The organism is Kitasatospora sp. NPDC034533 (assembly GCF_055575155.1).
In genome coordinates, this window is the sequence record NZ_JBVITE010000063.1 from 22,685 (window position 1) to 48,416 (window position 25,732).

Here is a 25,732-nt window from a genome sequence, read left to right on the forward strand (position 1 = left end):
CGCCGATGGCTCCCGCTCCGCCGCTTCCCGCCTCCGGTCGCACCGACCTCGCCCCGGCCCCCTTCGACCGTACGGTCGGCTACGCCCTGCTCGCCGACCTCGCCGGACCGGACGCCACCGCCACCCTCTGCGGGCTCGACGCCCTCGCCCCCGGTTTCCCCGACTGGATCGTCACCAGCCTGTTCGGCGGCAGCTACCAGCGCCCCGGTCTGGCGCTGCGCGACCGCCAGATCGCCAACCTGGCGGCCCTCACCGCCCTCGGCGGCGTCGAGCCCCAGCTCGCCGACCACGTCCGGTACAGCCGGCGGATCGGCATGACCGAGTCGGAGATCATCGAGGTGATCGTCCACCTCGCCCCGTACGTCGGCGTCCCCAAGGCCCTGGCCGGCCTGCGCGTGGCCGCCGCCACCCTCGCCGAGCCGGGCGCTCCCGCCGGGAGTGCCGAGGGCGCCTACCCCGCCGAGAGCACGGGGACCGCCGCCGGGACCGCCGAGACCGGTGGGACCGTCGACAGCACCGATACCGCCGACGATGCCGAGGCGGGGGCATGAGCCGCACCGTCCGTACCGTCCTCGGCGACCGCGCCCCCGCCGACCTCGGCGTCACCGACTCCCACGACCACCTGTTCATCCGCAGCCCGCTGCTCCCCGGCCAGGAACTGGACGACCCGCGCGCTGCCGAGGACGTCCTGCGCGCCTACGCCGCCGCCGGTGGCCGGACCCTCGTCCAGTGGACCCCGTTCGGCCTGGGCCGGGGCGCGGCCTTCCTCGCCGCCCTCTCCCGGGCGACCGGGGTCCACATCGTCGCCGCGACCGGCGCGCACCAGGCGGCGCACTATCCGCCGGGCCGCTTCCCCGAGCCCGCCACCGACCCGGCGGGGCGCCCCCATCCGACCGGGCGCCCGAACCCGACCGAACATCCGGACCCGACAGAACATCCGGACCCGACCGAACGTCCGGAACCGACCAGCCACCCGGACCCGCGCGCAGACCCGTACGCCGACCTCGCCGAACGCTTCGTCACCGAGCTCACCGTCGGACTGCCGGGCGCGCCCGAGGGCGTCCGGGCCGGGCTGATCAAGGTCGCGGCCGACGCCGGGCCCGAGAGCCGGCACACCCGCCGGGTGCTGGCGGCGGCCGCGGAGGCGCACCACGCCACCGGCGCGCCGATCGCCGTCCACCTCGAAGCCGCGGGCGATCCGCACGCCGTCCTGCGCCGGCTCCACGGCCGGCACGGCGTCCGACCCGACCGGATCATCCTCGGCCACCTCACCCGGCTGCCCGACCCCGCGTCCCACCGGTCCCTCGCGGCCGAGGGCGTCCACCTCGCCCTGGACAGCCCCTCCAGGGCCGGGCACCCCGCCGACCACCAGGCCTTCGACGTCATCGCCGATCTGGTCGAGGCGGGCCACGCCACCCGGCTGCTCCTCGGCGCCGACACCACCACCCGAACCGCCCGCGAGGCCGGCGGCCCGGTCCGCCTGCTCACCGACCTCGCCCCGCGCCTCGCCCGCAGCTACGGCCCCGAACTGCCCGAGCTGCTCCTCACCACCAACCCGGCCGCCGCCTTCGCCGCCGACTGGCGCACGCCCTGAGGCGCTTCCGGGGTCCGACGGCCCCGTCGCAGGCGGTAGGGGACCGACGGCCGCCGGGCGGCGCCCGATACGGTGCCGGACATGGCCGCACTGACGCTCCGAACCCTCACGGCCGCCGACTGGCCGCTCTGGCGGGACCTCCGCCTCGCCGCCCTGTCCGAGGCGCCGGACGCCTTCAAGGCAGGGCTCGCCGACTGGCACCACGGCGGCGAGGAGTGCTGGCGTGCCCGGCTGCTTCGCCCGGACGCCCACCAGGTGGCCGCCTTCCTGGACGGCCGCCCGGTCGGTCTCGTCGGCTGCCTGCCCGGATCGCCGGACGGAGTAAGGGAGTTGCGGTCGCTCTGGGTCGCCCCGCAGGCGCGCGGCCGGGGCGTCGCGGACCGCCTCATCGAGGAGGTCGAACGCTGGGCCCGGGCGGACGGCGGCGCCACGCTGCGCCTCGCCGTGCTCCCGGGCAACGAGGCGGCGCTCGCGCTCTACCGCCGTCACGGCTTCGCCCCGCTCGCGGAACCCGGTGAGGTCCTCGCCGACGGTGTCACCCGCGAACTCCTGTGGGCGAAGCCCCTGCGGTGACCACCGCCGCTCACGGCGCCCCGACCGTGGCGGCGCCCGGAAGCCGACCGCGCCCGGAAGCCGACCGCGCCGGGAACAGAGTCGGGAACTGTGTCGGGAACCGCGTCAGGATGCGTGAAGGCGGGGCCTGTGCCGTACGGGGGAAGGCGCAGGCCCCGCGGTCGACCGGACCGGCGGGGGTCACATGTGGGTGCCGCCGTCGATGCGGAGTTCGGTGCCGGTGACGAAGGCGCCGTCGTCGGAGGCGAGCATGGCGATCACCCCGGCGACCGTCTCCGGGCCGGCGAAACCCTGGCCCAGGGCCGGGGAGAGCTTGGCCAGCAGGCTGAAGTCGGCGTCGGCGGGCAGGCCCGGGTTGTGGGTCATGCCGCTGTCGATGCTGCCCGGTGCGACGCTCACCGCGCGCAGGCCCTGCTTCGAGTACTCCGAGGCGATGGCGTGGGTGAAGGACTGGATGCCGCCCTTGGTCGCGGCGTACGCGGCCATGTAGGGGTGGGCGAAACTCGCGGACGTGGAGCTGAAGTTGACCACCACGCCCTTGCCGCCGGCGAGCAGCGCCGGGAGCGCCTCGCGGGTCATCAGGAAGGTGCCGGTCAGGTTCACCGCGAGGAGCTTGTTCCAGAACTCCAGGGTGGTCTCGTGGGTGTGCGAGGAGCGGAGGATGCCGGCCGCGTTGACCAGCACGTCCAGGCCGCCCAGGCCGGCGACCGCCTCGGCGACGCCCGCGACGACGGCCGCCTCGTCCGAGATGTCCAGGACCTGGATGGCCAGGCGGTCCGCGGTGCCCTCGGCGGTGGCGCGGTCCAGGGTCTTCTTCAGGCCGTCCTCGTTGACGTCGACGGCGACGACCTTCCCGCCCTCGGCGAGGATCCGGTGCACGGTGGCCTGGCCGATGCCCGAGCCGCCGCCGGTGATCAGGACGTTCCGTCCGCTGAAGCGCTCCATGGTGGTACTCCGTTCGTTCGTGGCCTCTCGACCTCGAAAGACACGGTACGCCTCAGTGGCACGTCATGCCAAAAAGTCTTTTCGTGCCAGCTTGACGCTTCATGCCGCCATGGCATCCACCCGCGTAGGCTGGGCTCCGTGACCGGACGCCCGACCCTGACCCAGCGCCGCCGCGAGGCCACGCGGCTGGACATCGCCCGCGCCGCCGCCGCGCTCTTCGCCGAGCGCGGCGCGGAGGCGACCACCGCGGAGGAGATCGCGCTCGCCGCGGGGATCTCGCTGCGCACCTTCTACCGGTACTTCTCCGTCAAGGAGGACGCCGTCGCTCCGCTGCTCGCGGCGGGCGGGCAGGAGTGGGTGGAACTGTTCGCGGCGAGTCCGCCGGACCTCCCGCTGCGGGACGCGCTGGAGCGCGCGGCGGTCGCCTCGCTGACTCCGGCCGACGAGGCGCGGGCCGAGATGATGCGGTGGGCCCGGGGCCTGCTGCGGGATCCGAAGCTGGGTGCCACCTGGCAGCGCGTCCACGCGGACTCGGAGGGGCGCCTGCGCGCCGCCCTCGCCGAGCGCTGCCCGGACGGTACCGATCCGGTGGAGATCAGGCTCGCGGCCGCCGCCGCGAGCGCGGCGATCCGGGTGGCGCTGGAGCAGTGGGCCGCCTCCGACGCCGCCCTCACCGGTCCGGGCTCCCCGCAGGACCTCGGCGCGCGCTGCATGCGCGAGCTCACGGCGGGGCTGCGGCTCTGGGAGCGGGTGGGCTGAGCTCGGGATCCCCTGCGGCGGGTCGGGCGATGGCCCCCGCCGCGGACCTGGGTGGCGGACAGCGGACAGGGGACAGCGGACAGATTTCAGCTTTCAGATTTCAGATGACAACTTTCGAAATCTGTTATCTGAACGTTGTCACCGGCCCGCCCCACTCCCCGTCACCTCCCAGCCGCGATCAGCCTCCTCCCAGCTACCGCTAGGGTTGGTGCTCGCGCCCCGGCGGGGGAACCGGGGTGGCCGCCCTGGATGTCCCCAGCGGAGGGGCTGGAGTTCGAGGCGTGGGAGCAAGCGGGACATGGGTCTGACGAGCCACAAAGTGCTGGCGCTGACCGCACTGATCGCGGTCGTGATGATGGGCGGCACGGTCTGGTTGTGGCCCAGACTCGCGAAGAGGACCTGGCAGGCGGTGCTCGGCCGGATCGGCGCGCTGCTCGCCACGCAGCTCGCGGTGCTCGCCGCGCTCGGCCTGGTCGCGAACAACTACTTCGCGTTCTACAGCAGTTGGGACGACCTGCTGGGCACCGGAGACGCCGGCCCGGTGGTGATCCACAACAAGGCGGACGCCTCCGGCCGGCTGATGGTGGAGACGATAGGCCAGGCCGCGGTCAAGGGCGGCGGCGCGATGGGGCGCGAGCCCAGCCAGTCCGGCGAGATCCGCAAGGTCCGGATCGACGGTGCGGTCAGCCGCCTGTCCACCGAGGGCTACGTCTACCTGCCCCCGCAGTACTTCCAGCCGGAGTACGCGCAGAAGCAGTTCCCGGCCGTGATCGTCAGCACCGGATTCCCAGGAATCGCCGAGAACCTGATCACCCGCTTCAACTACCCGGGGGCGGCGCTCAAGCTGCTCCAGGAGGGGCGGATGCAGCCGACCGTCATGGTCCTGATGCGGCCCTCGCCCGCGTTGCCGCAGGACACCGAGTGCGAGGACGTCCCCAACGGCCCGCAGTCCGACACCTACTTCACCAAGGACGTGCCCTCGGCGATCGAGGCCAGCTTCCGGGTCTCCACCGACCCGCAGGCCTGGGCCTTCATGGGAAACTCCACCGGCGGCTACTGCGCGCTCAAGCTGGCCATGCGCCACCCGGACGTCTTCCCGACCGCCGTCGCCCTCTCCGCCTACTACGACGCCGCGGACGACCCGACCACGGGGGACCTGTTCGGCGGCAGCAAACAGCGCCGCGACGAGGCCAACCTGATGTGGCGGTTGCAGAACCTGCCGCAGCCGGAGGTGTCCGTGCTGCTGGCCGGCACCAAGAAGGGCGACGGCAACTACCGCCAGGAGACCGAGTCCTTCGTCAACGCCGTGCAGAGCCCGATGAAGGTCTCGTACAGCATGCTGGAGAACGGCGGCCACAACTTCGAGACCTGGAGCGCCCTGCTGCCCTCCTCGCTGGAGTGGCTCTCCCAGCACCTCAAGGTGCCCGGCCAGCCCGTCTGAGCGGGAGCCCCTCCGAACAGCCGGAACAGGCCGAGCGGGCCGAGCGGACCGAAGCGGAAACGGGCCGAACCCCGGAAGCCACAGCCCCGGGGTTCGGTCCGTCGTTCGTACGTTCAGGAACCGTTCGGCTCGCGCCCAGCGGTCCCGCCGCTCAGGCCACCCGCTCCAGCGTCCCGGTGTGCAACTCGCCGACCCGGCCGCCCTCGCCCTCGAAGGTCCAGAAGGCCCGGACGGTCAGCTTGCCGAGGTCCATGACGTGGCTGACGGTGATCCCGCTCTGCTCGGTCCAGCTGACGAAGTAGACCTCCGGCGCGACCTCGGCGACGTGCAATCGCACGTCCTCCCACTGGCCCGCGGACTCGCCGAGGCCCTCCCAGCGCAGCCGCGTGCCGTCGGCCGAGTAGGTGTTGCGGAAGGCCGCGCCGTTGTCGGCCCGGAAGAGGTAGGTGCGGCCGGCGAAGGCGGGCAGGGACGCGGTCATGGTGGGGCGGGTCCTCATTCCTGTGAGGTCGCGGCGAGCCTCCGGTCGGGCTCGCCGCTCTTGTGCACTGCGGACGATGTCAGACTTCCAATTTATCCGACCGGGCGCACTCGGTCAGGTGCTCGCCACGGTACGGTCCGCCACCGCCCGGCCGTCGGGATGTGCGACCGGCACATGGGCACGGCCGGTCGGCGGCCCTAGCGTCCGGCCATGAGACGCACCCCCACATGCCCCGCCCCGACGAGGCGCGCCCCCACCGCCCTCGCCGCCGTGCTCCTGGTGCTGGCCGCCGCCCTCCTCGGCACCCCCACCGCCGCCCAGGCCGCGAACACCGCCACCACCGCCACCACCGCGAACACCGCCACCACCGCGCCCCTCACCCTGGAAGCCACCTTCCCCACCCCCGGCAACGGCTGGGCCAAGGTCGAGCGCTACCTCGACGCCACGCCCGGCTTCCGCACCGAGCAGTTCCCGTCCGACGGCCGCGGCGACCAGGACGGCGCCCGCCGGACGTACTTCGGCACCGGTCGGCCCTCCTCCGCCCGCTTCCTGCTCTACTCCGCCACCGGCTGGGACACCGGCGGCAAGGCCACCCCCGTCCTGCTGGTCCACGGCGCCAACGACAACGCCGACCGCGCCTGGGCGAACCCGGGGGAGAGCGGCGCCTGCGGTGCCGCGAGCTGCCCGTCCACCGGCCTCGCCCAGTACCTGTCCGGCACCGGCCACCGGGTCTTCGCGATCGGCTTCGCCCACAAGCACGGAGACAACCTGCTCCAGGCGCAGGCCGTCGGGGACGCCGTCGCGCTGATCCGGGACCGGCTCGGGGTCTCCCAGGTCGACGTGGTGGCGTGGAGCAAGGGCGAGGTCGCCGCCCGCGCGTACGTGTCCTCGGTGAAGCCCTCCTGGGGGAGGTCCTACGCGGGTGACGTGCGCCGCCTGATCACCCTCGGCGGACCGAACGGCGGGCTCGACTACGTGTACGCGCACGGCTGGGACTTCGACCTGGCCACCTGGCCGGCCTGCGGCGGCACCGCCAACGCGCCGTCCCCGCACCTCTACATGACCTGCTACGGCACGTACACCGCGCAGCCCTGCCTCGGCGTCCTGCCGAGCGGCGGACACGACTGCTTCCCGGGCCAACGCCAACTGCTCGCCCGCTGGGACGGCACCTACGGAGTGGACTCCACCGCCCAGGACTGGTGGACCACCTACTACGGCGGCCAGGGCTTCTACACCTCCGGCCAGGGCATCCAGGCGGCGATCGACGCGGGCTCGCTGATCGCGCCGCTGCGGCAGGCCGGCATCCCGGCCTCGGTGCGCACCTACCTGCTGGCGGGCGGGTCGGCGGACATCCCGGGCGTGCTCAACGAGAACCGCGGGCCGAGCGACGGCCTGGTGTTCACCGCGAGCGCGCTGGACACCACCGGCATCGCGACGGTCGGCGGCACCCGGCTGCTCAGCGGTCTCAACCACATGAAGCTCGCCTGGGCGCCGGAGGCGGAGAGCCAGGTCGACGCCTGGCTCGGCTGACCGGACCGGACTCAGGCCGAGCCACACGCGGCGGACTCGGCCCGACGTCCTCCCCTCCTGGCCCCTCCCGCTCCCGGAACTCGATCAACTCGACTGCGATCCGGCGTCGTTGATCGACACCACTGTGACCTGCGCGACAACCGGCCGGGCCGAGTTGTCCGTTCACGGACGGCCCGCCTAGCCTGCAACGGTCGTCCGCCCTCGCGGACCCCGTCGCCGGGACGCCGAGTCCTGTCCACCCGTCGGCGGGCCACCGAGTACCACAGCGGACGGGAGCGGGGGAACCAAGGTCAGCGCCCGGCCCGTACGCTCCCGCGTGCGGGCCGCGGCTAGGGGTGAAGCCGCTCCCCGGGCGGCCGGGCGACCTCAGCCCGAACCCGACAGCTCACCTCGCAGGCGTCGCCGAGGTGACCGCATGTCCACGCCCGAGAGCTCCACGCGCAGGCCCGCGCTCGTACCCGGCCGCCGCCGGGCACCGCGCCACGCCCGTCCGTCCCACCGCGGCCGCAACGCGGTCCTCGCCGCCGCCGGGGCGTTCGCCCTCAGCGGCGCGGGCCTGCTCGGGCTGCCGTCCATCACCGGTGCCCAGGCCACCACCGGCGCCGAGGCCGCCACCGGTGCTCAGCCCGCCACCGGTGTCCACGTAGCCGCCGCGCCGGCCGTCACCCAGGACCGCCTGGCCCCCGCCGCCATGGTCGCGGGCAAGGCTGCGGCCGCCACGCTCGGGCTGCACTCCTCGGACTGCGTCACCGCGAAGACCGTCGGGGTGGGCGTGCGCGACGCCCGTGGCAACAACCTCGACTTCCCCGGTCACGCGTCCGACGTGCGGATCTGCCCGGAGGGGTTCGACCTCACCAGCGCCGCGCGCACCCTGCCGGCCGGGACGTACACCCAGTTCGGCTTCTGGCAGGACCTCGACGGCACCTGGCACGACCTGGCCGCGCAGCAGCTGGTGGTCGCCGCCGCCGGAACCCCGACGCCGACGCGGACCCCGGCCACCCCGAGCCGGTAGAGCCGATCCCCGCCCCCCGATCCCCGACCGCTCGGCGGCGGGTGCGGGGCGGGGCCGTCCACCGGTGGGCGGTCGGCGGCGAGCGCCCACCGGCAGGACCGCGCGGCTCAGGAGCCGGCGGCCGGCGCGACGACCGTGATGTCGAACGGCTGCCGGTTGTTGCTCTCGTCCGGGTCGTCCGCGCCGTGCGCCTCGACCGAGCCCCCGCCCAGCGTTCCCACCGGCAGTTCCGGGTCGAGCCGGACCGGGACGAGGGCCGTCGCACTGCGTCCCTCCCGCAGCCCGGGCTCGAACGAGCACCGCACGACGCGGCCCTGGTCGCGGTTGCGGCCGAGCACCCGGCAGTCGGACGGGAAGTACGGGCCCTCGGGCGTGACCCCCTTGGGCAGGGTGACCAGGACGGTGAACGGGGAGGCCGTGGTGCCCGGGCCTCGGTTGCCGACGAAGGCGCGGACGGTGGTGGTGCCGCCGGGGGCGGCCGCGTCCGGGTCGAGCCGGACGACCTCCAGGTCGGCGCGGGACGGGCGGTCGGCGGTCGGCGCGGGCAGGGTGGTGGCCTCGGAGACCCCGGGTGTCACCGGCGCGGGCAGGGTGGTGGCCTCGGAGGTCGTGGGCGCGGGCAGGGTGGACGCACCGGGTGCGCCCGGCACGACGACCTCCACCGCGGGCCGGGGCTCGGGCCGCCGCAGCGCCCAGGACGGGTCGGTGGCCAGCATCGTCACCGCGCACCCCGCCGCCACGGCCGCGACGAGTCCGGCGCCGCCGAAGCCCCCGCCTCTCCCGGGGGCGCGCCGCGTGCCACCGTCCCGACCGCCACGGCCCCGCCCCTCACCGACCCGACCCTCACGGCTCCGACCCTCACCGCGCCGCACCTCGGCGCCCTGTGCCGTCTGGCCCCGCACGTCCCGGTCCTGCTGCTCCATCCCCGCTCACCCTGTCCTCGCGTCCCGGCAGCCCGCGCCGTCGCGGGCCGCGTCGGCACCAGGGTGGCGGAGCCGGCGCCGTCGCCGGGTGACAACCCGCCCGTCGTCCGCCCGAACGGATGACGCGGCGCACCGACGTGACCACGTGCGCCGGCGAGGGGAGTCAAGAGAGGTTGACGCGGCGTCAGGGCGCGAGGACCTGCCCCAGCCGGGCCGCGATCTGGTGCATCACCGGCACCAGCGAGGCGGCCCCGGCCTGCTCCTCCAGGGCGCGGATGCGGGCCTCGGGGCCGGAGACGGACAGCGCGGTGGGCGTCGGCGCGCCCGGGACGGCGAGCGCGATGCAGCGGACGCCGATCTCCTGCTCCTGGTCGTCGACCACGTAGCCGCGCTCGCGCGCCTCGGCGAGCTGGCGCATCAGCTCCTGAGGATCGGTGACGGTGTACTCGGTGTGCGCGGGCAGCGGATTGGGGCCGAGCACGGTGCGTGCCTCGTCCTCGGGCAACTGGGCGAGCAGCGCCTTGCCGACGCCGGTGCAGTGCGGCTGCACCCGTCGGCCGACCTCCGTGAACATCCGCATCGAGCGGCGTGACTGCACCTGGCCGACGTACACCACCTCGCCGCCCTCCAGCACCGCCAGGTTGGCGGTCTCGCCGGTGGCCTCCATCAGCTCGGCCAGGTACGGGCGGGCCCAGCTGCCGAGCAGCCGGCCGGCCGTCTCGCCGAGGTGGATCAGCCGGGGACCGAGGGTGTACCGGCGCGCGGTGTCCTGGCGGACATAGCCCTGCTGGACGAGGGTACGAACCAGCCGGTGGATGGTCGGCATCGGGAGGCCGGAACTGGTGGAGAGCTCGCTGAGCGTGGCCACGCCGCCGGAGTCGGCCAGCGCCTCCAGGAGTTGGAAGGCGCGCTCGACGGACTGCACGCCGCCACTCGCGCGGTTGGTGCCTGTCGTCGATGCTGGGTCGGGGGTCGCGGCCACCGGCGTTCCCTTCGCTGTCGGGGAGGAGTAGAGTCCCGGCGATCTCTTCAACAAACCGTTGAAATTCTGTATCGCGGAAACTACTCTCCACTTTACAGAATCGAACTCGCCGGTAGGCGGGTCCGGATCGTGGAAGTTCCCCCGAGGAAGTTCCCACTGGAGCTCCCTTCGCCAGGTTCAACCGTCTTAGGAGTGTCCTGCCCATGGCTGCAGATCAGGGGCCCGTCGGCGCCTCCCCCGTCGCTCCGGCCGTCACTGTCGCCGGTCCTCGCGTCCACCGGGCGGAGGAGGTGCTCACTCCGGAGGCGCTCGCCTTCGTCGCTGGGCTCCATCGAGCCTTCGAAGAACGCCGGCAGGAACTCCTGGCCAGGCGCAAGGCCCGCCGCGCCGAGATCGCCGCCACCGGCACGCTGGACTTCCTCCCCGAGACCGCCGCCGTCCGGGCCGGGGACTGGAAGGTCGCCGAAGCGCCCCGCGCCCTCCAGGACCGCCGGGTGGAGATCACCGGTCCGACCGACCGCAAGATGGTCATCAACGCGCTCAACTCCGGCGCGAAGGTCTGGCTCGCCGACTTCGAGGACGCCACCTCCCCGACCTGGGAGAACGTGGTCAGCGGCCAGGTCAACCTGATCGACGCCTTCGAGGGCCGGATCGACTTCACCAGTGCGGCCGGCAAGGCCTACGCCCTCAAGCCCGCCGCCGAACTCGCCACCGTCGTGGTCCGCCCGCGCGGCTGGCACCTGGACGAGAACCACCTGCTGGTCGACGGCACCCCGGTGGCCGGCGCGTTCGTCGACTTCGGCCTCTACTTCTTCCACAACGCCGCCCGGCTGCTGGCGAAGGGCGCCGAGGACCCCAACTCCGGCCCGTACTTCTACCTGCCGAAGACGGAGAGCCACCTCGAAGCCCGGCTGTGGAACGACGTGTTCACCCACGCCCAGGCCGAACTCGGCATCCCGTACGGCACCGTCCGGGCGACCGTGCTGATCGAGACCGTCACCGCCGCGTTCGAGATGGACGAGATCCTCTACGAGCTGCGCGACCACGCGGCCGGCCTCAACGCCGGACGCTGGGACTACCTGTTCTCGATCGTGAAGAACTTCCGCGACGCCGGCGCGCACTACGTCCTGCCGGACCGCAACGGCGTCACCATGGCCTCGCCGTTCATGGCCGCCTACACCCGGCTGCTGGTGCAGACCTGCCACCGGCGCGGCGCCCACGCGATCGGCGGCATGGCCGCGTTCATTCCGAGCCGCCGCGACCCCGAGGTCAACGCGGCCGCGCTGGAGAAGGTCAAGGCGGACAAGGACCGGGAGGCCGGAAACGGTTTCGACGGCTCCTGGGTCGCCCACCCCGACCTGGTGCCGATCGCCCGGGCGTCCTTCGACGCGGTGCTCGGCGAGCGGCCGAACCAGAAGGACAACCCCGGCCCGTCCGAGCCGGTGACCGCCGCCCACCTGCTCGACATCGCCGGCGCCGGAGGCAGCTGCACCCGGGTGGGGCTGCACAACGCCGTCCAGGTCGGCATCCGCTACATCGAGGCCTGGCTGCGCGGGATCGGCGCGGTCGGCATCTTCAACATGATGGAGGACGCCGCCACCGCCGAGATCTCGCGCTCGCAGATCTGGCAGTGGATCCACAACGGGGTCGTGCTGTCCGACACCGGCGAGAAGGTCACCGCCGAGCTGGTCCGCACCCTGGTCGCCACGGAGTTGGCGGAACTCCACGCCGAGCTGGGCGAGGACGCCTACGGTGCGGGCCGCTGGCGCGAGGCCGCGCAGCTCTTCGAACAGGTCGCTCTGGCCGAGGAGTTCGCGGACTTCCTGACCCTGCCGGCGCTTCCGCTGCTGGGCTGAGTCCAGACCACCCGCCGGGCCAACGGCGCTCGGGCGGGTCCACCCTCGCGTTCCGTGCGGCGGCGCATCCACCTGTCCTCCGCCGCCGCACGGGACGTCATCCTCGTTCCGCAGCACAGGAGTTGAACCATGGCTCGCATGTTCTTCAACGGTCAGGCGATGGTCGGCGGTCCCTTCCACGCCAAGGTCGCCGACTCGCTGATCGGGTCGGCGCGCACCGCGCCGGGCTACCGCTTCTTCTCCATCGACGACGTGTGCCCCGGACTGCTGCGCGACCCCGCCGCAAACACCTCGATCGAGGGCGAGCTGTACGAGATCAGCCTGGAGCGGCTGCGGGACGTCATCCTCCCCGGTGAGCCGCGCGAGCTGGAGCTGGGAGTGATCGAGCTGGAGGACGGCTCGGCCTGCCTGTCGATGCTGCTGGCCCGCGGTGAGGTGGAGCGCGGCGTGCACCGCGAGATCACCCACCACGGCGGCTGGCGGGCCTACCTGGCCACGCTGGGGCGAACGGCCTGAGGGAGCGACAGAGGACGGACGGATGACAGCTGACAACTTTCGTCATCTGTCATCTGTTATCTGCAATCTGTTATCTGTTCGCTGTCAGTCGTGCGCCTGACACCTGTCCCGCTGGTCCCCCGTTGCGTCGGCGGCCCCGGACCCACGCGTTGGGGTCCGGGGCCGCGCCGGTGTCCACGCGCGGCGAACGGATGTCAGCTGACAGATGACGAAAGTTGTCATCTGTTATCTGTCAGCTGACATCCGTCACCCGCCCGCCGGCCCTCACCCCCGGCGGCCTGCCAGCTCCCGGGCGGCCCGGGCGCAGTCGCGAGCGATCCGGTCCTCGTCGACGGTGGTCAGCCGCCCCTGCTCGACCACCGCGTTGCCGTTGACGAGCAGCACCGCGAGCGGAGGCAGCGCGCCGAAGGTGAGCGCGGCGACCGGGTCGGCGATGGAGGAGTGCATGAGCCCGTCGATCTTCCACAGCGCCAGGTCGGCGAGCTTGCCGGCCTCGATCGAGCCGATCTCGTCCTGCCTGCCGAGCACCCGGGCACCGCCCATGGTGCCCAGCCGCAGCGCCTGCCGCCCGGTCAGCGCGGCGGGCGAGCCGTGCAGCCGGTTGATCAGCAGCGCGTTGCGCAGCTCCGTGCCCAACTCGCCGGATTCGTTGGAGGCGGTGCCGTCGACCCCGAGCCCGACCGGGACGCCCGCCCGGAGCATGTCGGGCACCCGGGCGATGCCGGCTGCCAGCCGGGCGTTGGAGGACGGGCAGTGGGCGACGCCGGTGCCGGTCTCGGCGAACTTGGCGATGTCGGAGTCGTTCATGTGGACGCAGTGCGCCATCCAGACGTCCTCGCCGAGCCAGCCCACCGACTCGAAGTAGTCGGTCGGGCCCATCCCGAACTGCTCCCGGCAGAACCGTTCCTCCTCCGCCGTCTCCGAGCCGTGGGTGTGCAGCCGGACACCCTTGCGGCGGGCGAGTTCGGCGGACCGGCGGAGCAGCTCGGTGGAGACCGAGAAGGGCGAGCAGGGCGCGAGGGCGACGTGCAGCATCGAGCCGAAGGAGGAGTCGTGGTACCGGTCCACGGCGGCCTCGGAGGCGGCCAGGATGTCGTCCGGCTCCTCGACCGCGTGGTCCGGCGGCAGCCCGCCGTCCTTCTCGGAGAGGTCCATCGAGCCGCGCAGCGCGGTGAAGCGCAGGCCGAGCTCCCGGACGGCCTCGACGGAGGCCCCGAGGACGTCGCCGCCGTCCTTCGGGAAGACGTAGTGGTGGTCGGCGGCGGTGGTGCAGCCGGACTTCAGCAGCGCCGCGGCGGAGCCCTGGGCGGCGGCGTGGACGAGCCGTTCGTCGATCCGCGCCCAGGTCGGGTAGAGGGCGACCAGCCAGTCGAACAGGATGTCGTCCTGGGCCAGGCCGCGGGTGATCCACTGGTAGAAGTGGTGGTGGGTGTTGATCAGCCCGGGGGTGGCCAGGTGGCCCTCACCGTCGATCCGGCGCACCACGCCGTCCAGCCCCGCCGGGGCGGGGCCGTCGCCCACCGCCTCGATGGTGTTGCCGAGGACGACCACGTGGCCGCGGGCGTACTCGGTGTCGTCGGTGTCCACGGTGGCGATCGCGACGTTCTCGATCACGGTCCGCCGGTCGGCGGGCGGGGGCTGGACTGCCATGGTGTGCCTCCTCTGGGGAAGGGCCGAGAGGGGGCGCGTACCCAGTGGCGCGCGCCCCCTCGCCGTACCGGTCAGGACGGTGTCGCCGCAGTCGGAACCTGGGGGACCGTGGGCACCGCCGTACCGGAATCCTGGCCGGATCCGGCTCGGCGGGCGGCTCCGACATGGTGGAAGAGCAGGTTGAGCAGTACGGCCATCACGCAGCCGGCCGAGATCCCCGAGTGCATCAGGGTCCGGACGGCCTCCGGGAAGGAGTCGTAGAACGCCGGCACGGCGATCGGGATGATGCCGACACCGAGCGAGACCGACACCAGGATCGTGTTCGAGCTGGACTCCATCCCGGCCTCCGCGAGGGTGCGGATGCCGCTCGCCGCGACCGTGCCGAAGAGCACGATCCCGGCGCCGCCGAGCACGGGCTGCGGCACCAGCGAGACGATCGAGCCCAGCACGGGGAACAGCCCCAGCAGGACCAGGATGACGCCGCCGGCCGCGACCACGAAGCGGCTGCGGATCTTCGTCAGCGCCACCAGCCCGATGTTCTGGGCGAAGGCGCTGGCCGCGAAGCCGTTGAAGACGGGGCTGAGCGCGGTGGCCAGGCCGTCGGCCCGCAGGCCGGCGGCGAGGGTCGGTTCGTCGGCCTCGCGGTCGACGATCTTGCCGAGGGCGAGCATGTCGGCGGTGGACTCGGTCATCGAGACCACCATGACGACGCACATCGAGACGATCGCGGCGGCGTCGAAGACGGGCGCGCCGAAGTGGAAGGGGGAGGGCAGCGAGAAGATGCTCGCGTCCTTGACCGCACCGAAGTCGGCCAGCCCCAGCGGGAATGCGATCAGGGTGCCGAACGCCAGGCCGATGAGCAGGGACAGCTGCTGCCAGAAGCCGCGCAGCAGCCGGTTGCAGAGCACCACCGCGACGAGGGTGATCGCGGCGAGGCCGATGGCCCGCATGGAGCCGTACCCGGGGGTGCTCGGCGAGCCGCCGCGCGCCCAGTTGACCGCCACCGGGAGCAGGGACACCCCGATGAGGGTGATCACGGTGCCCTGGACGACCGGGGGGAAGAACCGGATGAGCTTGCAGAAGTACGGCGCCGCGAGGAAGCACAGGAGCCCCGCGACGATCACCGCTCCGAAGATGACCGGGAGGGCGTCCTTCGTTCCCCCCGTCCTCTCGATGGAGCCCTTCGCGATCGCGATCATGGGCGCGACCCCCGCGAAGGAGACGCCGTTCACGAACGGCAGGCGGGCGCCGATCTTCCAGATGCCGAGGGTCTGGAGGAGGGTGGCCAGTCCGGCGGTGAACAGGCTGGCCGAGATGAGCAGGGCGAGTTCGGCGGGGGAGAGCCCGACGCCGGCGCCGACGATGAGCGGGGGTGCGACGACTCCCGCGTACATCGCGGCGACGTGCTGGAGCCCGGTGGAGATCAGCTTCACCGGGGGCAGCAACTCGTCCACGGGGTGGGTTCCGGAGCCGGACGGCTCACCGAGGAGCCGGGCTGACGCGCCGTCCGGTCCGTGCGCTCTTGCTGGGGTGGAACCGCCGTCTGTACTGCTGGTGTTGCTGGGTGCCATGTCGAGCCCCTCTTGTGCCCGTGGCTCCCGGCGCGCCCGTGACGCTGGAGTGCGGTTGGTGCCGGTGTGGCCGAGGGCGGGACGGCGGTGCAAGGGCCCCTCGGCCGGGCTCTCCAGTGCCCCGGGCCGGCCGCCGCGAGGCAGACACGAACTCCGGTGGGTGGGGGTGGAGAAACGCTTGGTGCGGGTGGATCCGCTGGTACGGGTTCAGCTGGTGGAACGAATGAGGCGGATGGAGCGAATGGAGCGGCTGGAGCGGGTTGAACGGCCGAAGCGGTCACTGCGGGTGGAGCGGCCGCCCGGACTCGGCCGGTCCGTGGGGGACCGGAGGGTGCGGCGGTGCCGGGCGGTGTCCACGCGGTGGGGGAGGTCAGGCGACCGGGATGACCGGGACGACGCCCTCGCGGTGCACGGTGCCCTCGATCAGGCCGTACATGCGGTCCGCGGCGAAGTAGACCTCGTTGTCGTTCTCCAGGCCGAACGGCTTCAGGTCGACCAGGAAGTGGTGCTTGTTGGGCAGTTCGAGACGGACCTCGTCCACCTCGGCGCGGTTGTTGAGGACCCGGGTGCCCATCGCGTGCAGGGTCTGCTGCAACGAGTAGGAGTAGGTCTCGGCGAACGCCTCCAGCATGTGCCGCTTCACCTGAGCGTAGGAGCGGTTCCAGTTGGGCTGGGCCTCGCCGGCCCCGCCGCTGTAGCCGAACTTCCAGCGGGCGGTGACCTGGGTGGCGAGGATGCGGTCGTACGCCTCCTGGAGGGTGGTGTAGTCGTCCTTGATGTAGCCCCAGAACTCCGAGTTGGTGGAGTTCAGGACGACCAGGTCCTTGAGGCCGGAGATCACCTGGACGGACTCGCCGTCGTAGACGATCTCGCTGGTGCGGACCTCCTGGCCGCTGCGGACGAAGGAGTGGCCGACCTCCTCGGAGCCGATGAAGCGGGCCGAGCTGTCGGGCGTCCTGATCCGGTCCCAGGCGTACTCCTCGATCCGGATCCGGGCGCCGTGCACGACGCCGCGCTCGGTGTCGTCGACGAAGTGGCGCGCCAGGAGGATGCCGAAGGCCTCGGCCGACTCGATGCCGTACTCCTTGGCGAAGGCGTAGACGGTGTTCTTGGTGGTGTCGGTGGGGAGGCAGTTGGCGTTGGACCCGGTGAGGTGGACGTCCTCGAACTCGCCCCGGAGCGAGACCGAGACGTTCAGGTCCTTGATCTCGTGCCGGGTGGAGTCGCGGGTGATCCGGACGATGCGGTTCTCCGCCTTGCCGTACTGGTTCTGACCGAGCACGTGGGCCATGACGTGGCTCCTAGGTATCAAGGTCGGTCCACTAACTTCCGCGGTAGACCGAGTATCCGAACGGGTTGAGCAGCAGCGGCACGTGGTAGTGGTGCTGTTCGGGCGCGACCGTGAAGACGATCGAGACCTCGGGGAAGAACGGCGGCTCGGCGGACCGGAGCGCGTAGTGCGCGCCGGTGTCGAAGAGCAGCCGGACGACCGAGCCCGCCTCCACGGCCGGCAGGTCCTTGACCCGGCCGTCGGAGTCCGTGGCGGAGGTGCCGAGCACCTGCCAGCCACCCTCGGTGTGCAGTGCGAGCTCGACCGGGACTCCCTCGGCCGGGCGGCCGAGGCTGGTGTCGAGCACGTGGGTGGAGATGCCAGTCATGGGTGAAGTGACCTTACTGATGGCAGAAATGATGGCGCGTCAGTTCCAGGGCGAGACGCCCGGGGGGGCCGTGCCGTTCGACGAGTTGACGAGATGTCAGAGGACGTCAGAGGACGTCAGAGGACGTCAGGAGGCGTCGAGCAGGCGGTTGAGCCGGATGTCGTTGATCTTGCGCAGTTCCCCGCGGACGATCTCCGCCTCGGTGGCGGCGTCGTTGGGGTGGCGCTCGCGCAGGGCGGTGAGCATGCCGATCGCGGTGCGGCCGGTCGCGCAGATCAGGAACACGTGGCCGAACTTGGCCTCGTAGGCGGCGTTGGCCTCGTGCAGCTCGTCGAGGATCGCCTGGTCCACGCCGTGGATTCCGGCCTGTTCGCGCTCCGAGGTGGCGTCGCCCGCTATGGGCTCGCCGATCCGGGCGTGGCCGGCCATCGCGTCGTTCAGGTCCTCGGCCGTCAGCGACGCCATGGCCGCCGCGTTGGCGGCGAGCAGGGCTTCACGGTCGGGCCAGGGGCGGGTTTCCGCGACGGCGGCGGCCCAGCGGGGGCTGGAGCATACCTCCAGCAGGATCTCCGTCAACCGCGCGGTGTCGGCCGCGGCCAGGGAGTCGAGGGTGTGGGGGTGGTTGGTCACGAGTGGACCTCCTGAAGAGTGGTGCCACCCGGAAAAGCTAGATCGACCCCACCCGGTCGTCAACACTTTGTTGAACGCTTGGTGGTCACGTTTTGAACCGGGCCTGGGGTGCCGGGCCCATTCGCGTGCGATTCGCCAAGTGTGCCCCGCCGCAGGCCGATCCAGTCCTGCCGCGCCGGCGGGGTCACCCGTTCGGAAGCCCCCGGAGGAGGTCGCGCGCGCCCCGGAGGGCGCCGCGCCGTACCGAAGTGTCAGGGCGACACCGAAGTGTCAGGGCGACACCGAAGGTCAGGACGACTTCGAGCCGTCCTGGCGGTTCAGGTAGTTGTACACGGTGAAGCGGCTGACGCCCAGGGCCGAGGCGACCGTCTCCACGCCGTGGCGGACGGTGAAGGCGCCGCGCTCCTCCAGCAGGGCGACCACCCGCTGCTTCTCCAGCCGGTCGAGCTCGGCCAGCGGGCGGCCGTCGAACTGGCGGGTCATCTCGGCCAGCATCCGGTCCAGCGCACTGCTCAGGTGCGGCAGCCGGACGGCCAGGGCGGGGACGCCCTCCCACTCCAGGACCACGTCGTCGGGCTTCGCCTCGTCCAGGGGGACGGGGGTCGCGCCGACCGCGGCCAGCAGCGGCTTCACCGCCGCGGCGAGCGGGTGTTCCACGTTCTCGGTCACGGCGTACCGCCCTCCTCTCCCAGCACGCTGACCTGGACCGAGATCCGGGTCGCCCCGGCGTCCAGGGTCTCCTTGAGCAGCTTGGTCACCGCGGTGAGGACCTGCTCGGCCCCGCCCTCGGCGCTGGTGCCGAAGGGCCCGACCGACACGTCGAGGCCGGCCTCGTCGACGACCGTGCGGGCCGCCGCGGCGTGCTCCGGAAACGTGTCCAGTTCGAACGGTTCTGTCGTGAACTCCACCATCAATCGCACGGGGTCACTGTAGCGAGCGGGGTGCCGGGCCGGGCAGGGGCCGGGTGATCGAACAGTCCGGCCCTCGGGCGGCGCGTCTCCGGCGCGTCTCCGGCGCATCGCCGCGGCGCCGCTTCGACGCTGCTTCAACAAAATGTTGCGACTCCCTTGACACCCGCTCGACGGGCCGGAGATGCTTCCACCACACAGAATCCCTCTTCCGGATCGTGGAAGTTGCGGATGACGGAAGAGAGCTGAGAGGTGAGTGGCGTGACAGCGGCTGCCAAGCACGACTTCACGGTCAACCTGTCGATCCTGTTCGGCGAACTGCCGCTCCTGGAGCGCCCCGCCGCGGCCGCCGCGGCCGGCTTCACGGCGGCCGAGCTGTGGTGGCCCTTCGGCGAGCAGCACGACCCGTCGAAGGCCGAACTGGACGCGCTGCGCAAGGCGTTCACGGACGCCGGGGTCCGGCTGAGCGGCCTCAACTTGCTGGACGATCTGAGCAAGGGCGCCCGCGGGACGGTCTCGGTGCCGTCCGAACGGGACCGCTTCCGCGCCAACGTCCCGGTCGCCGCGGAGTTCGCCGCCTCGCTCGGTGCCACCGCGCTCAACGCGCTGTACGGCAACCGGGTCGAGGGCGTCGAGCCGGCCGAGCAGGACGCGCTCGCCCTGGAGCACCTGGTGCTCGCCGCCCGGGCCGCGCACGGGATCGGCGCCGTCCTGCTGATCGAGGCCCTGAACGGGGCCGAGTCGCCGGACTACCCGCTGGTCACGGCCGCCGCCGCGGTCGAGGTGGTCGACCGGGTCAACGCCGCCACCGGCCTGGGGAACGCCAGGTTCCTCTGCGACCTGTACCACCTGGCCAAGAACGGCGAGGACCTGGCGGCGGTCATCGACACCCACGCCGACCGCATCGGCCACGTGCAGATCGCCGACAACCCGGGCCGCAACGAGCCGGGCACCGGGGAACTGGACTTCGAGGAGCTGTTCGCCCGGCTCACCGCCGCCGGCTACACGGGCTCGATCGGTCTGGAGTACCGCCCCTCCACCGGCGTCAGCGCCGACAGCTTCGCGTGGCTGCCGCGCGAGCTGCGCGCCGCCAAGTAACGAGGCCGAGCGACGCGGCCGCGCAGCGAGGCCGAACGACACGGCCGCGCACAGCAAGGCCGGCCCCTCCGGCCGGACCTTCCGGCCGGACCGCCGTCCGCGCGGCGCGGCCGTCGAGCCGCGCGCCGCCGACCCGCCGACCCGCCCGACCCCCACCCGCACACGTAAGGAACTCGACGCGATGAGCCGCAAGATCGCCTTCATCGGCCTCGGCATCATGGGCAGCCCGATGGCCGCCAACCTGGTCAAGGCCGGCCACCACGTCACCGGCTTCAACCTCACCCGGCCGCCGATCGACGCCCTGGTCGCGGCCGGCGGCCACGGCGCCGCCGACATCGCCGAGGCGGTGCGGGACGCCGAGGTCGTCATCACCATGGTCCCGGCCGACCCGCAGGTCGAGCAGGTCATCCTGGGCGAGGGCGGCGTGCTGGAACACGCCGCGCCCGGCACCCTGGTGATCGACATGTCCTCGATCACCCCGCAGACCTCCATCAAGGTCGAGGCCGCCGCCCGGGAGAAGGGCATCCGCACCCTGGACGCCCCGGTCTCCGGCGGTGAGGCGGGCGCCGTCGAGGCGGTGCTGTCGATCATGGTCGGCGGCAGCGCCGAGGACTTCGCCGAGGCGAAGCCGCTGTTCGACGCGCTGGGCACCACGGTCGTCCACGTCGGTCCGGCCGGCGCCGGGCAGACCGTCAAGGCCGCCAACCAGCTGATTGTCGCGGTCCACATCCAGGCGCTCGCCGAGGCGGTGGTGTTCCTGGAGAACGCCGGGGTCGACCTCGCGGCCGCGCTGGACGTGCTCGGCGGCGGACTGGCCGGTTCCACCGTGCTCAACCGCAAGAGGGCGAACATGCTCGACCGCGAGTTCGCCCCGGGCTTCCGGATCGACCTCCACCACAAGGACATGGGCATCGTCACCGACGCCGCCCGTGCCGTGGGCGCCGCGCTGCCGGTCGGCGCGGTGGTGGCCCAGCTGGTCGCCTCCGCCCGGGCCAACGGCGACGGCTCGCTCGACCACTCGGCGCTCCTGCGTGGCGTCGAGCGGCTCTCCGGGCGCGAGGTCAAGTAGCCCGAGCGCCACTCCCGGGGGCTCCCGCGCGGAGCCCCCGGCCCGAACTCCTCCTGGCGGCGTGTACCTCATCCGGTCGTGCCCGCGCCGTCAGGAGGCCAGGACCCGACCGGCGGGCGAGCCGGGGCTCATCCGCCCGTCCGCCGGTCGATCCAAGCCGGTGACGCGTACGTCCCCAGAGGGCACTTCGGTCGTGCCCGGTACGCGTCGCCCGGCCTCCTCCCCGCCGAGGGGAGCTCTCGTACGTCGGAAGCGGGACGAGGGAACGGCGGGGAGGGGGTCGCACCCCCGGACCACGGGGCACATGCTGGACGCACATCGGCGGACCGCCGCCGGACCCGTACGGAAGCGAGGACGCGCCATGCCCCCCATCCCCCACCAGGGCCATGTGGTCGTCGCCCCCGACAAGTTCAAAGGCACCTTGGAGGGCGCCGAGGCGGCGGCCCGGATCGCCGCGGGCATCCGGCGGGCCGCACCCGGTACCGAGGTGCGCGAACTGCCCGTCGCCGACGGCGGCGAGGGCACCCTGGCCGCCGCACTCGCGGCCGGTTTCCGCCGGGTCCCGGCCAAGGTGGCCGGTCCGACCGGTCTGCCGGTGGACGCCGCGCTCGCCGTCCGGGACGACACCGCCGTGGTCGAACTGGCGCAGGCCTCGGGCCTGGCCCGGCTGCCCGGCGGCCGGACGGCCCCGCTGGCGGCCGGTTCCCACGGGGTCGGCCAGCTGATCGCCAAGGCGGTCGAGCTCGGCGCCAAACGGATCGTGCTGGGCCTCGGCGGCAGCGCCTCTACGGACGGCGGCGCCGGCATGCTCCAGGCGCTCGGGGTGCGGCTGCGGGACGCCGACGGCGTCGAACTCCCGCCCGGTGGAGCGGCGTTGCGCCGGCTCGCGGAGATCGACCTCGGCCCGCTCGCCGGGGTGCCGGCCGGCGTCGAGGTCGTGGTGGCCTGCGACGTGGACAACCCGCTGCTCGGGCCGCGCGGCGCCGCCGCCGTCTACGGCCCGCAGAAGGGCGCCGACGACGGGGACCTGATCGTCCTGGAGGAGGGGCTGACCCGGTTCGCCGACCTGGTCGCCGAGACCGCGGGGCGCGACGTCCGGGAGGCTCCCGGCGCGGGCGCCGCGGGCGGGGTGGGCTTCGCCGCCCTGGCACTGCTCGGTGCCACCATGAGGCCCGGCATCGAGCTGCTGCTCGACCTGCTGGGCTTCGACGCCGCCGTGCGCGGGGCGTGCCTCGTGGTGACCGGCGAGGGCTGCCTGGACGCGCAGACGCTCCACGGCAAGGCCCCCGCCGGGGTCGCGGCGGCGGCCGCCCGGGCGGGGGTCCGGGTGGCCGCCGTGGCGGGGCGGCTGGAGCTCTCCGAACCGGAATGGCGGGCCGCCGGCTTCGCCGCCGCGATCGCCCTGACCGACCTGGCCGAGCACCCGGGGGAGAGCATCACCAGGGCCGCCGAGCTGGCCGAACTCGCGGGGGAGCGGCTGGCCGGCCGGCTGCTGCCGTGCTGAACCCGGCCGATTCCATCCATTGACGTTTTGTTGAAGGCGGCCCTAGGCTCCCGGCAACCGCTCACCACCTCCCGCGTTCCACGGCCCGGGAGCCGGCCCCGGCAGCGGCCTTCGAAGCGATCCTCGACGCACCTCCAACGCATCTCCGACGCATCTCCCCGCGGTTCGACGCAACTTCGGTGCACCCTCGTAGCGGCCTCGAACAACCCTCGAACCACCCCCAACTCCCAGGTTCCGGAGGTCCCCATGCCTTTCAGCCAGCCGACGGTGATCCGCTCCCGACGGGTGGTCCTGCCCGACGGCGAGCGCCCGGCGGACGTGCTGATCCAGGACGGGAAGATCGCCCGGACCGCCCCGCACGGCTCGCTCGCGGCGGGCGGCGGCGAGCTCACCGACCTCGGTGACACCGCCCTGCTGCCCGGCCTCGTCGACACCCACGTGCACGTCAACGAGCCCGGCCGCACCGAGTGGGAGGGCTTCGCCACCGCCACCCGGGCCGCTGCAGCCGGCGGCGTCACCACGATCATCGACATGCCGCTCAACTCGATCCCGCCCACCACCACGGTGGCGGGGCTGGCGGTCAAGCGGAAGACCGCCGAGGGCCAGGCCTGGGTCGACCTCGGCTTCTGGGGCGGGGCCGTCCCCGGCAACACCGCGGACCTCGAACCGCTGCACCAGGAAGGCGTGTTCGGCTTCAAGAGCTTCCTCGCCCCCTCCGGGGTGGACGAGTTCCCGCACGTCGAGGCCGCCGACCTGGAGGCCGCGCTGGCCGAGCAGGCCCGGATCGGGGCGCTGGCGATCATCCACGCCGAGGACCCGGGCGTGCTCGCCGCCGCCCCGCAGCAACCCGGCGTCCACTACCGGGACTTCCTGGCCTCCCGGCCCGCCGACGCGGAGACCGCGGCCGTCGCCCGGCTCCTCGACGCGGCCCGCCGCACCGGCGCCCGGGTGCACATCCTGCACGTGTCCTCGGCCGCCGTGCTGCCGATGCTGCGGCAGGCCCGCGCGGACGGGGTGCGGGTGACCGCCGAGACCTGTCCGCACTACCTGACCCTCGCGGCCGAGCAGGTGCCGGACGGCGACACCGCCTTCAAGTGCTGTCCGCCGATCCGCGACGAGTCCAACCGGGACGCGCTCTGGGAGGCCCTGGCGAACGGCGAGTTCATCGCCGTCGTCTCCGACCACTCGCCGTCCACCCCGGACCTCAAGCTGCTGCCCGAGTACGGCGGCAGCGGCGACTTCGCGGCCGCCTGGGGCGGCATCGCCTCGCTCCAGCTGGGTCTGCCGGCCGTCTGGACCGAGGCCCGTCGACGCGGCCACACCCTGGCCGACGTGGTGCGCTGGATGTCCGCCGGCCCGGCCCGACTGGTCGGCCTCACCGGCACCAAGGGGGCCATCGCGGCCGGCCACGACGCGGACCTGGTCGCCTTCGACCCCGACGGCGCGTTCGAGGTCCGGGCGAGCGGGCTGCACCACCGCAACCCCGTGACGCCCTACGCCGGCCGGACCCTCGTCGGAGCGGTGCGCGGCACCTGGCTGCGCGGGCGCGAGGTGGACCCCGCGGGCCGGCCCTTCGGCCGGCAGCTCACCCGGCCCGCCGCCCGGGCGGCCACCGCCTCCTGACCCGCCACCGCCCCCGGCCCGCCACCGTCCCCAGCCCGCCGCCGTCCACTTCGCCGTCGCCACTCCACCACCCTCCACACCACTGCCCCGTTCGATCACGCCTCAAGGAGAGTCAGTCCGTGACCACTGCCGACACCCCGAGCGCTCCCTTCACCGAGCTGGTCGACCTGGCTTCCCGCCTGCTCGGCGCGGGCGTGGTCGCCACCAACGAGGACACCTTCGCGGACGCGGAGAACCTGCTGGTCGCCAAGCCCGCCGAGTTCCGGCCGCACACCTTCGGGCACAAGGGCCAGATCATGGACGGCTGGGAGTCCAAGCGCCGCCGCGGAGTCTCCGCCGAGCAGCCGCACCCCACCGACGAGGACCACGACTGGGCGGTCGTGCGGCTCGGCGCCGCCGGAGTGATCCGCGGCGTGATCGTGGACACCGCCCACTTCACCGGCAACTACCCGGAGTCCGCCTCGGTCGAGGCCGCGTCCGTCCCCGGCCACCCGTCACCCGAGGAGCTCCGGGACGCCGAGTGGACCACGGTCGTGCCGCGCACCCCGCTGAAGGGCGACACCGCCCACGAGTTCGCCGTCGCGGACGGCACCCGCTACACCCACGTGCGGCTCAACATCTTCCCGGACGGCGGCGTCGCCCGGCTGCGGGTGCACGGCGAGGTGCTGCCCGACCCGCGCGACCTGGCCGGCCTCACCTTCGACCTGGCCGCCCAGGAGTTCGGCGGCGTGGCCGAGGCGGCGTCCGACCGCTACTTCTCCTCCCCGCACAACCTGAACGCTCCCGGCCGCGCCTCCGTCATGGGCGACGGTTGGGAGACCCGGCGTCGGCGCGACAAGGCCAACGACTGGGTGCGGATCGCCCTGGCCGGGGGTGGTGAGGTCCTGGCCGTCGAGGTGGACACGTCCTACTTCGTCGGCAATGCCCCCGGCTGGGCCGACCTGCTCGGCTTCGACGCCTCGACCGGGGCCGACCCGGCCGACGGCGAGTGGTTCGAACTCCTGCCCCGCACACGGCTCCAGCCCGACACCCGGCACCGCTTCCGGCTCGCCGCCGGGCGCCCGGTGACCCATGTGCGGATCAACGTCTACCCCGACGGCGGGCTGGCCCGCCTGCGGCTCACCGGCCGCCTCACCGAGGCCGGCCTCGCCGCCCTCGCGCTGCGCTGGTTCGACGCGCTTCCGGCTGCCGAGGCCGTCGCGGCCCTCACCGGCGCGGGTCTCGCCGCGGACGAGGCCGCAGCGCTGACCGCCGCCCGCCCGCTGGCCGACCGGGCGTCCGAGAACCCGGCCGTGACCGTCGTGCGGACGCTCGTCACCTCCTAATGCTGTTGTCAAGCCGCTGATGTGACTGGGAGGTCGCCTTGGTAGCACCGTCCGTCACGGATCAGAGCCCACAGGACGTTCACC

At 73.1% G+C, this 25,732-nt stretch carries 25 protein-coding genes and 1 riboswitch; of the genes, 14 read left to right on the top strand and 11 right to left on the bottom strand.

The window, feature by feature from the left end; all coding sequences use genetic code 11:
* The first annotated feature begins 5 nt into the window (after positions 1-5).
* The 3 genes from ACZ55U_RS31570 (at position 6) to ACZ55U_RS31580 (ending at position 2,167) form a co-directional block, all read left to right on the top strand.
* Positions 6-551 carry a carboxymuconolactone decarboxylase family protein gene (locus ACZ55U_RS31570; RefSeq protein WP_465531598.1) on the top strand — a complete coding sequence of 182 codons (546 nt, stop codon included), beginning with the start codon at positions 6-8 and terminating at the stop codon, positions 549-551.
* Positions 548-1,594, top strand: coding sequence for a phosphotriesterase family protein (locus ACZ55U_RS31575; RefSeq protein WP_465531600.1), 1,047 nt, complete (start codon positions 548-550; stop codon positions 1,592-1,594). The genes ACZ55U_RS31570 and ACZ55U_RS31575 overlap by 4 nt, the downstream gene beginning before the upstream one ends.
* 81 nt (positions 1,595-1,675) lie before the next feature.
* On the top strand, positions 1,676-2,167 hold the full coding sequence (locus ACZ55U_RS31580) for a GNAT family N-acetyltransferase (RefSeq protein ID WP_465531602.1): 492 nt from the start codon (positions 1,676-1,678) through the stop codon (positions 2,165-2,167).
* A gap of 180 nt (positions 2,168-2,347) precedes the next feature.
* Here ACZ55U_RS31580 and ACZ55U_RS31585 read toward each other — a convergent pair whose 3' ends face one another.
* Entirely contained in the window at positions 2,348-3,112 is a 765-nt protein-coding gene (locus tag ACZ55U_RS31585) for an SDR family NAD(P)-dependent oxidoreductase (RefSeq protein WP_465531604.1), read from the bottom strand.
* A 138-nt stretch (positions 3,113-3,250) separates the two neighbouring features.
* On the opposite strand from ACZ55U_RS31585, the gene ACZ55U_RS31590 reads away from it, so the two are divergent.
* Together ACZ55U_RS31590 and ACZ55U_RS31595 are read left to right on the top strand one after the other, a co-directional pair.
* Complete coding sequence (locus tag ACZ55U_RS31590; RefSeq protein ID WP_465531606.1) at positions 3,251-3,871, top strand: TetR family transcriptional regulator; 621 nt, start codon at positions 3,251-3,253, stop codon at positions 3,869-3,871.
* 298 nt (positions 3,872-4,169) lie between these two features.
* On the top strand, positions 4,170-5,312 hold the full coding sequence (locus tag ACZ55U_RS31595; RefSeq protein WP_465531608.1) for an alpha/beta hydrolase: 1,143 nt from the start codon (positions 4,170-4,172) through the stop codon (positions 5,310-5,312).
* A gap of 151 nt (positions 5,313-5,463) precedes the next feature.
* Here the strand turns inward: ACZ55U_RS31595 and ACZ55U_RS31600 are convergent, their stop codons facing one another.
* A complete protein-coding gene (locus tag ACZ55U_RS31600; protein ID WP_465531610.1) occupies positions 5,464-5,793 on the bottom strand; it encodes a phenolic acid decarboxylase in 330 nt (109 codons plus the stop codon).
* Positions 5,794-6,003: 210 nt separating this feature from the next.
* Here ACZ55U_RS31600 and ACZ55U_RS31605 point away from each other — a divergent pair, with 210 nt between their 5' ends.
* A complete protein-coding gene (locus tag ACZ55U_RS31605) occupies positions 6,004-7,323 on the top strand; it encodes an esterase/lipase family protein (protein WP_465531612.1) in 1,320 nt (439 codons plus the stop codon).
* A gap of 251 nt (positions 7,324-7,574) precedes the next feature.
* Positions 7,575-7,723: riboswitch (cyclic di-AMP (ydaO/yuaA leader) on the top strand.
* Positions 7,724-7,738: 15 nt separating this feature from the next.
* Positions 7,739-8,335, top strand: a complete 597-nt coding sequence (locus ACZ55U_RS31610) for a hypothetical protein (protein ID WP_465531614.1) — start codon at positions 7,739-7,741, stop codon at positions 8,333-8,335.
* Positions 8,336-8,442: 107 nt separating this feature from the next.
* Here the strand turns inward: ACZ55U_RS31610 and ACZ55U_RS31615 are convergent, their stop codons facing one another.
* Together ACZ55U_RS31615 and ACZ55U_RS31620 are read right to left on the bottom strand one after the other, a co-directional pair.
* Positions 8,443-9,051 carry a hypothetical protein gene (locus ACZ55U_RS31615; protein WP_465531616.1) on the bottom strand — a complete coding sequence of 203 codons (609 nt, stop codon included), beginning with the start codon at positions 9,049-9,051 and terminating at the stop codon, positions 8,443-8,445.
* Positions 9,052-9,442: 391 nt separating this feature from the next.
* Positions 9,443-10,240, bottom strand: coding sequence for an IclR family transcriptional regulator (locus ACZ55U_RS31620; protein WP_465531618.1), 798 nt, complete (start codon positions 10,238-10,240; stop codon positions 9,443-9,445).
* 203 nt (positions 10,241-10,443) lie between these two features.
* On the opposite strand from ACZ55U_RS31620, the gene aceB reads away from it, so the two are divergent.
* Together aceB and ACZ55U_RS31630 are read left to right on the top strand one after the other, a co-directional pair.
* Entirely contained in the window at positions 10,444-12,096 is a 1,653-nt protein-coding gene (aceB, locus tag ACZ55U_RS31625) for a malate synthase A (protein ID WP_465531620.1), read from the top strand.
* 129 nt (positions 12,097-12,225) lie between these two features.
* Positions 12,226-12,612, top strand: a complete 387-nt coding sequence (locus ACZ55U_RS31630) for an allophanate hydrolase-related protein (protein ID WP_465531622.1) — start codon at positions 12,226-12,228, stop codon at positions 12,610-12,612.
* A 264-nt stretch (positions 12,613-12,876) separates the two neighbouring features.
* On the opposite strand, the gene ACZ55U_RS31635 is transcribed toward ACZ55U_RS31630, so the two are convergent.
* The 7 genes from ACZ55U_RS31635 to ACZ55U_RS31665 form a co-directional block, all read right to left on the bottom strand.
* On the bottom strand, positions 12,877-14,262 hold the full coding sequence (locus ACZ55U_RS31635) for an 8-oxoguanine deaminase (RefSeq protein ID WP_465531624.1): 1,386 nt from the start codon (positions 14,260-14,262) through the stop codon (positions 12,877-12,879).
* A 71-nt stretch (positions 14,263-14,333) separates the two neighbouring features.
* Positions 14,334-15,833 carry a nucleobase:cation symporter-2 family protein gene (locus ACZ55U_RS31640; RefSeq protein ID WP_465531626.1) on the bottom strand — a complete coding sequence of 500 codons (1,500 nt, stop codon included), beginning with the start codon at positions 15,831-15,833 and terminating at the stop codon, positions 14,334-14,336.
* A gap of 370 nt (positions 15,834-16,203) precedes the next feature.
* Complete coding sequence (gene pucL / locus ACZ55U_RS31645) at positions 16,204-17,124, bottom strand: factor-independent urate hydroxylase (RefSeq protein WP_465531628.1); 921 nt, start codon at positions 17,122-17,124, stop codon at positions 16,204-16,206.
* A 31-nt stretch (positions 17,125-17,155) separates the two neighbouring features.
* The gene (uraH, locus tag ACZ55U_RS31650; RefSeq protein WP_465531630.1) at positions 17,156-17,491 is read right to left on the bottom strand and encodes a hydroxyisourate hydrolase; all 336 of its coding nucleotides are present in this window, start codon (positions 17,489-17,491) and stop codon (positions 17,156-17,158) included.
* Between the two features lie 126 nt (positions 17,492-17,617).
* Positions 17,618-18,121, bottom strand: a complete 504-nt coding sequence (uraD, locus tag ACZ55U_RS31655; RefSeq protein ID WP_465531632.1) for a 2-oxo-4-hydroxy-4-carboxy-5-ureidoimidazoline decarboxylase — start codon at positions 18,119-18,121, stop codon at positions 17,618-17,620.
* Between the two features lie 288 nt (positions 18,122-18,409).
* The gene (locus ACZ55U_RS31660; RefSeq protein WP_465531634.1) at positions 18,410-18,790 is read right to left on the bottom strand and encodes a helix-turn-helix domain-containing protein; all 381 of its coding nucleotides are present in this window, start codon (positions 18,788-18,790) and stop codon (positions 18,410-18,412) included.
* Positions 18,787-19,041 carry a thiamine-binding protein gene (locus ACZ55U_RS31665; RefSeq protein WP_465531636.1) on the bottom strand — a complete coding sequence of 85 codons (255 nt, stop codon included), beginning with the start codon at positions 19,039-19,041 and terminating at the stop codon, positions 18,787-18,789. The genes ACZ55U_RS31660 and ACZ55U_RS31665 overlap by 4 nt, the downstream gene beginning before the upstream one ends.
* A 240-nt stretch (positions 19,042-19,281) precedes the next feature.
* On the opposite strand from ACZ55U_RS31665, the gene ACZ55U_RS31670 reads away from it, so the two are divergent.
* The 5 genes from ACZ55U_RS31670 (at position 19,282) to alc (ending at position 25,648) form a co-directional block, all read left to right on the top strand.
* Positions 19,282-20,127, top strand: coding sequence for a TIM barrel protein (locus ACZ55U_RS31670; protein ID WP_465531638.1), 846 nt, complete (start codon positions 19,282-19,284; stop codon positions 20,125-20,127).
* 181 nt (positions 20,128-20,308) lie between these two features.
* Entirely contained in the window at positions 20,309-21,196 is an 888-nt protein-coding gene (locus tag ACZ55U_RS31675) for a 2-hydroxy-3-oxopropionate reductase (RefSeq protein ID WP_465531640.1), read from the top strand.
* Between the two features lie 361 nt (positions 21,197-21,557).
* The gene (locus ACZ55U_RS31680; RefSeq protein ID WP_465531642.1) at positions 21,558-22,700 is read left to right on the top strand and encodes a glycerate kinase; all 1,143 of its coding nucleotides are present in this window, start codon (positions 21,558-21,560) and stop codon (positions 22,698-22,700) included.
* 246 nt (positions 22,701-22,946) lie between these two features.
* Positions 22,947-24,323 carry an allantoinase AllB gene (gene allB, locus ACZ55U_RS31685; RefSeq protein WP_465531644.1) on the top strand — a complete coding sequence of 459 codons (1,377 nt, stop codon included), beginning with the start codon at positions 22,947-22,949 and terminating at the stop codon, positions 24,321-24,323.
* A gap of 119 nt (positions 24,324-24,442) precedes the next feature.
* A complete protein-coding gene (gene alc, locus ACZ55U_RS31690; RefSeq protein WP_465531646.1) occupies positions 24,443-25,648 on the top strand; it encodes an allantoicase in 1,206 nt (401 codons plus the stop codon).
* The last annotated feature ends 84 nt before the right edge of the window (positions 25,649-25,732 follow it).

Coding starts and splice junctions, on each gene's coding strand:
- ACZ55U_RS31570 (WP_465531598.1), top strand. CDS start 6: ATGGCTCCCGCTCCGCCGCTTCCCGCCTCCGGTCGCACCGACCTCGCC.
- ACZ55U_RS31575 (WP_465531600.1), top strand. CDS start 548: ATGAGCCGCACCGTCCGTACCGTCCTCGGCGACCGCGCCCCCGCCGAC.
- ACZ55U_RS31580 (WP_465531602.1), top strand. CDS start 1,676: ATGGCCGCACTGACGCTCCGAACCCTCACGGCCGCCGACTGGCCGCTC.
- ACZ55U_RS31585 (WP_465531604.1), bottom strand. CDS start 3,112: ATGGAGCGCTTCAGCGGACGGAACGTCCTGATCACCGGCGGCGGCTCG.
- ACZ55U_RS31595 (WP_465531608.1), top strand. CDS start 4,170: ATGGGTCTGACGAGCCACAAAGTGCTGGCGCTGACCGCACTGATCGCG.
- ACZ55U_RS31600 (WP_465531610.1), bottom strand. CDS start 5,793: ATGACCGCGTCCCTGCCCGCCTTCGCCGGCCGCACCTACCTCTTCCGG.
- ACZ55U_RS31605 (WP_465531612.1), top strand. CDS start 6,004: ATGAGACGCACCCCCACATGCCCCGCCCCGACGAGGCGCGCCCCCACC.
- ACZ55U_RS31610 (WP_465531614.1), top strand. CDS start 7,739: ATGTCCACGCCCGAGAGCTCCACGCGCAGGCCCGCGCTCGTACCCGGC.
- ACZ55U_RS31615 (WP_465531616.1), bottom strand. CDS start 9,051: ATGCTGGCCACCGACCCGTCCTGGGCGCTGCGGCGGCCCGAGCCCCGG.
- aceB (WP_465531620.1), top strand. CDS start 10,444: ATGGCTGCAGATCAGGGGCCCGTCGGCGCCTCCCCCGTCGCTCCGGCC.
- ACZ55U_RS31630 (WP_465531622.1), top strand. CDS start 12,226: ATGGCTCGCATGTTCTTCAACGGTCAGGCGATGGTCGGCGGTCCCTTC.
- ACZ55U_RS31635 (WP_465531624.1), bottom strand. CDS start 14,262: ATGGCAGTCCAGCCCCCGCCCGCCGACCGGCGGACCGTGATCGAGAAC.
- ACZ55U_RS31640 (WP_465531626.1), bottom strand. CDS start 15,833: ATGGCACCCAGCAACACCAGCAGTACAGACGGCGGTTCCACCCCAGCA.
- pucL (WP_465531628.1), bottom strand. CDS start 17,124: ATGGCCCACGTGCTCGGTCAGAACCAGTACGGCAAGGCGGAGAACCGC.
- uraH (WP_465531630.1), bottom strand. CDS start 17,491: ATGACTGGCATCTCCACCCACGTGCTCGACACCAGCCTCGGCCGCCCG.
- ACZ55U_RS31675 (WP_465531640.1), top strand. CDS start 20,309: ATGAGCCGCAAGATCGCCTTCATCGGCCTCGGCATCATGGGCAGCCCG.
- ACZ55U_RS31680 (WP_465531642.1), top strand. CDS start 21,558: ATGCCCCCCATCCCCCACCAGGGCCATGTGGTCGTCGCCCCCGACAAG.
- allB (WP_465531644.1), top strand. CDS start 22,947: ATGCCTTTCAGCCAGCCGACGGTGATCCGCTCCCGACGGGTGGTCCTG.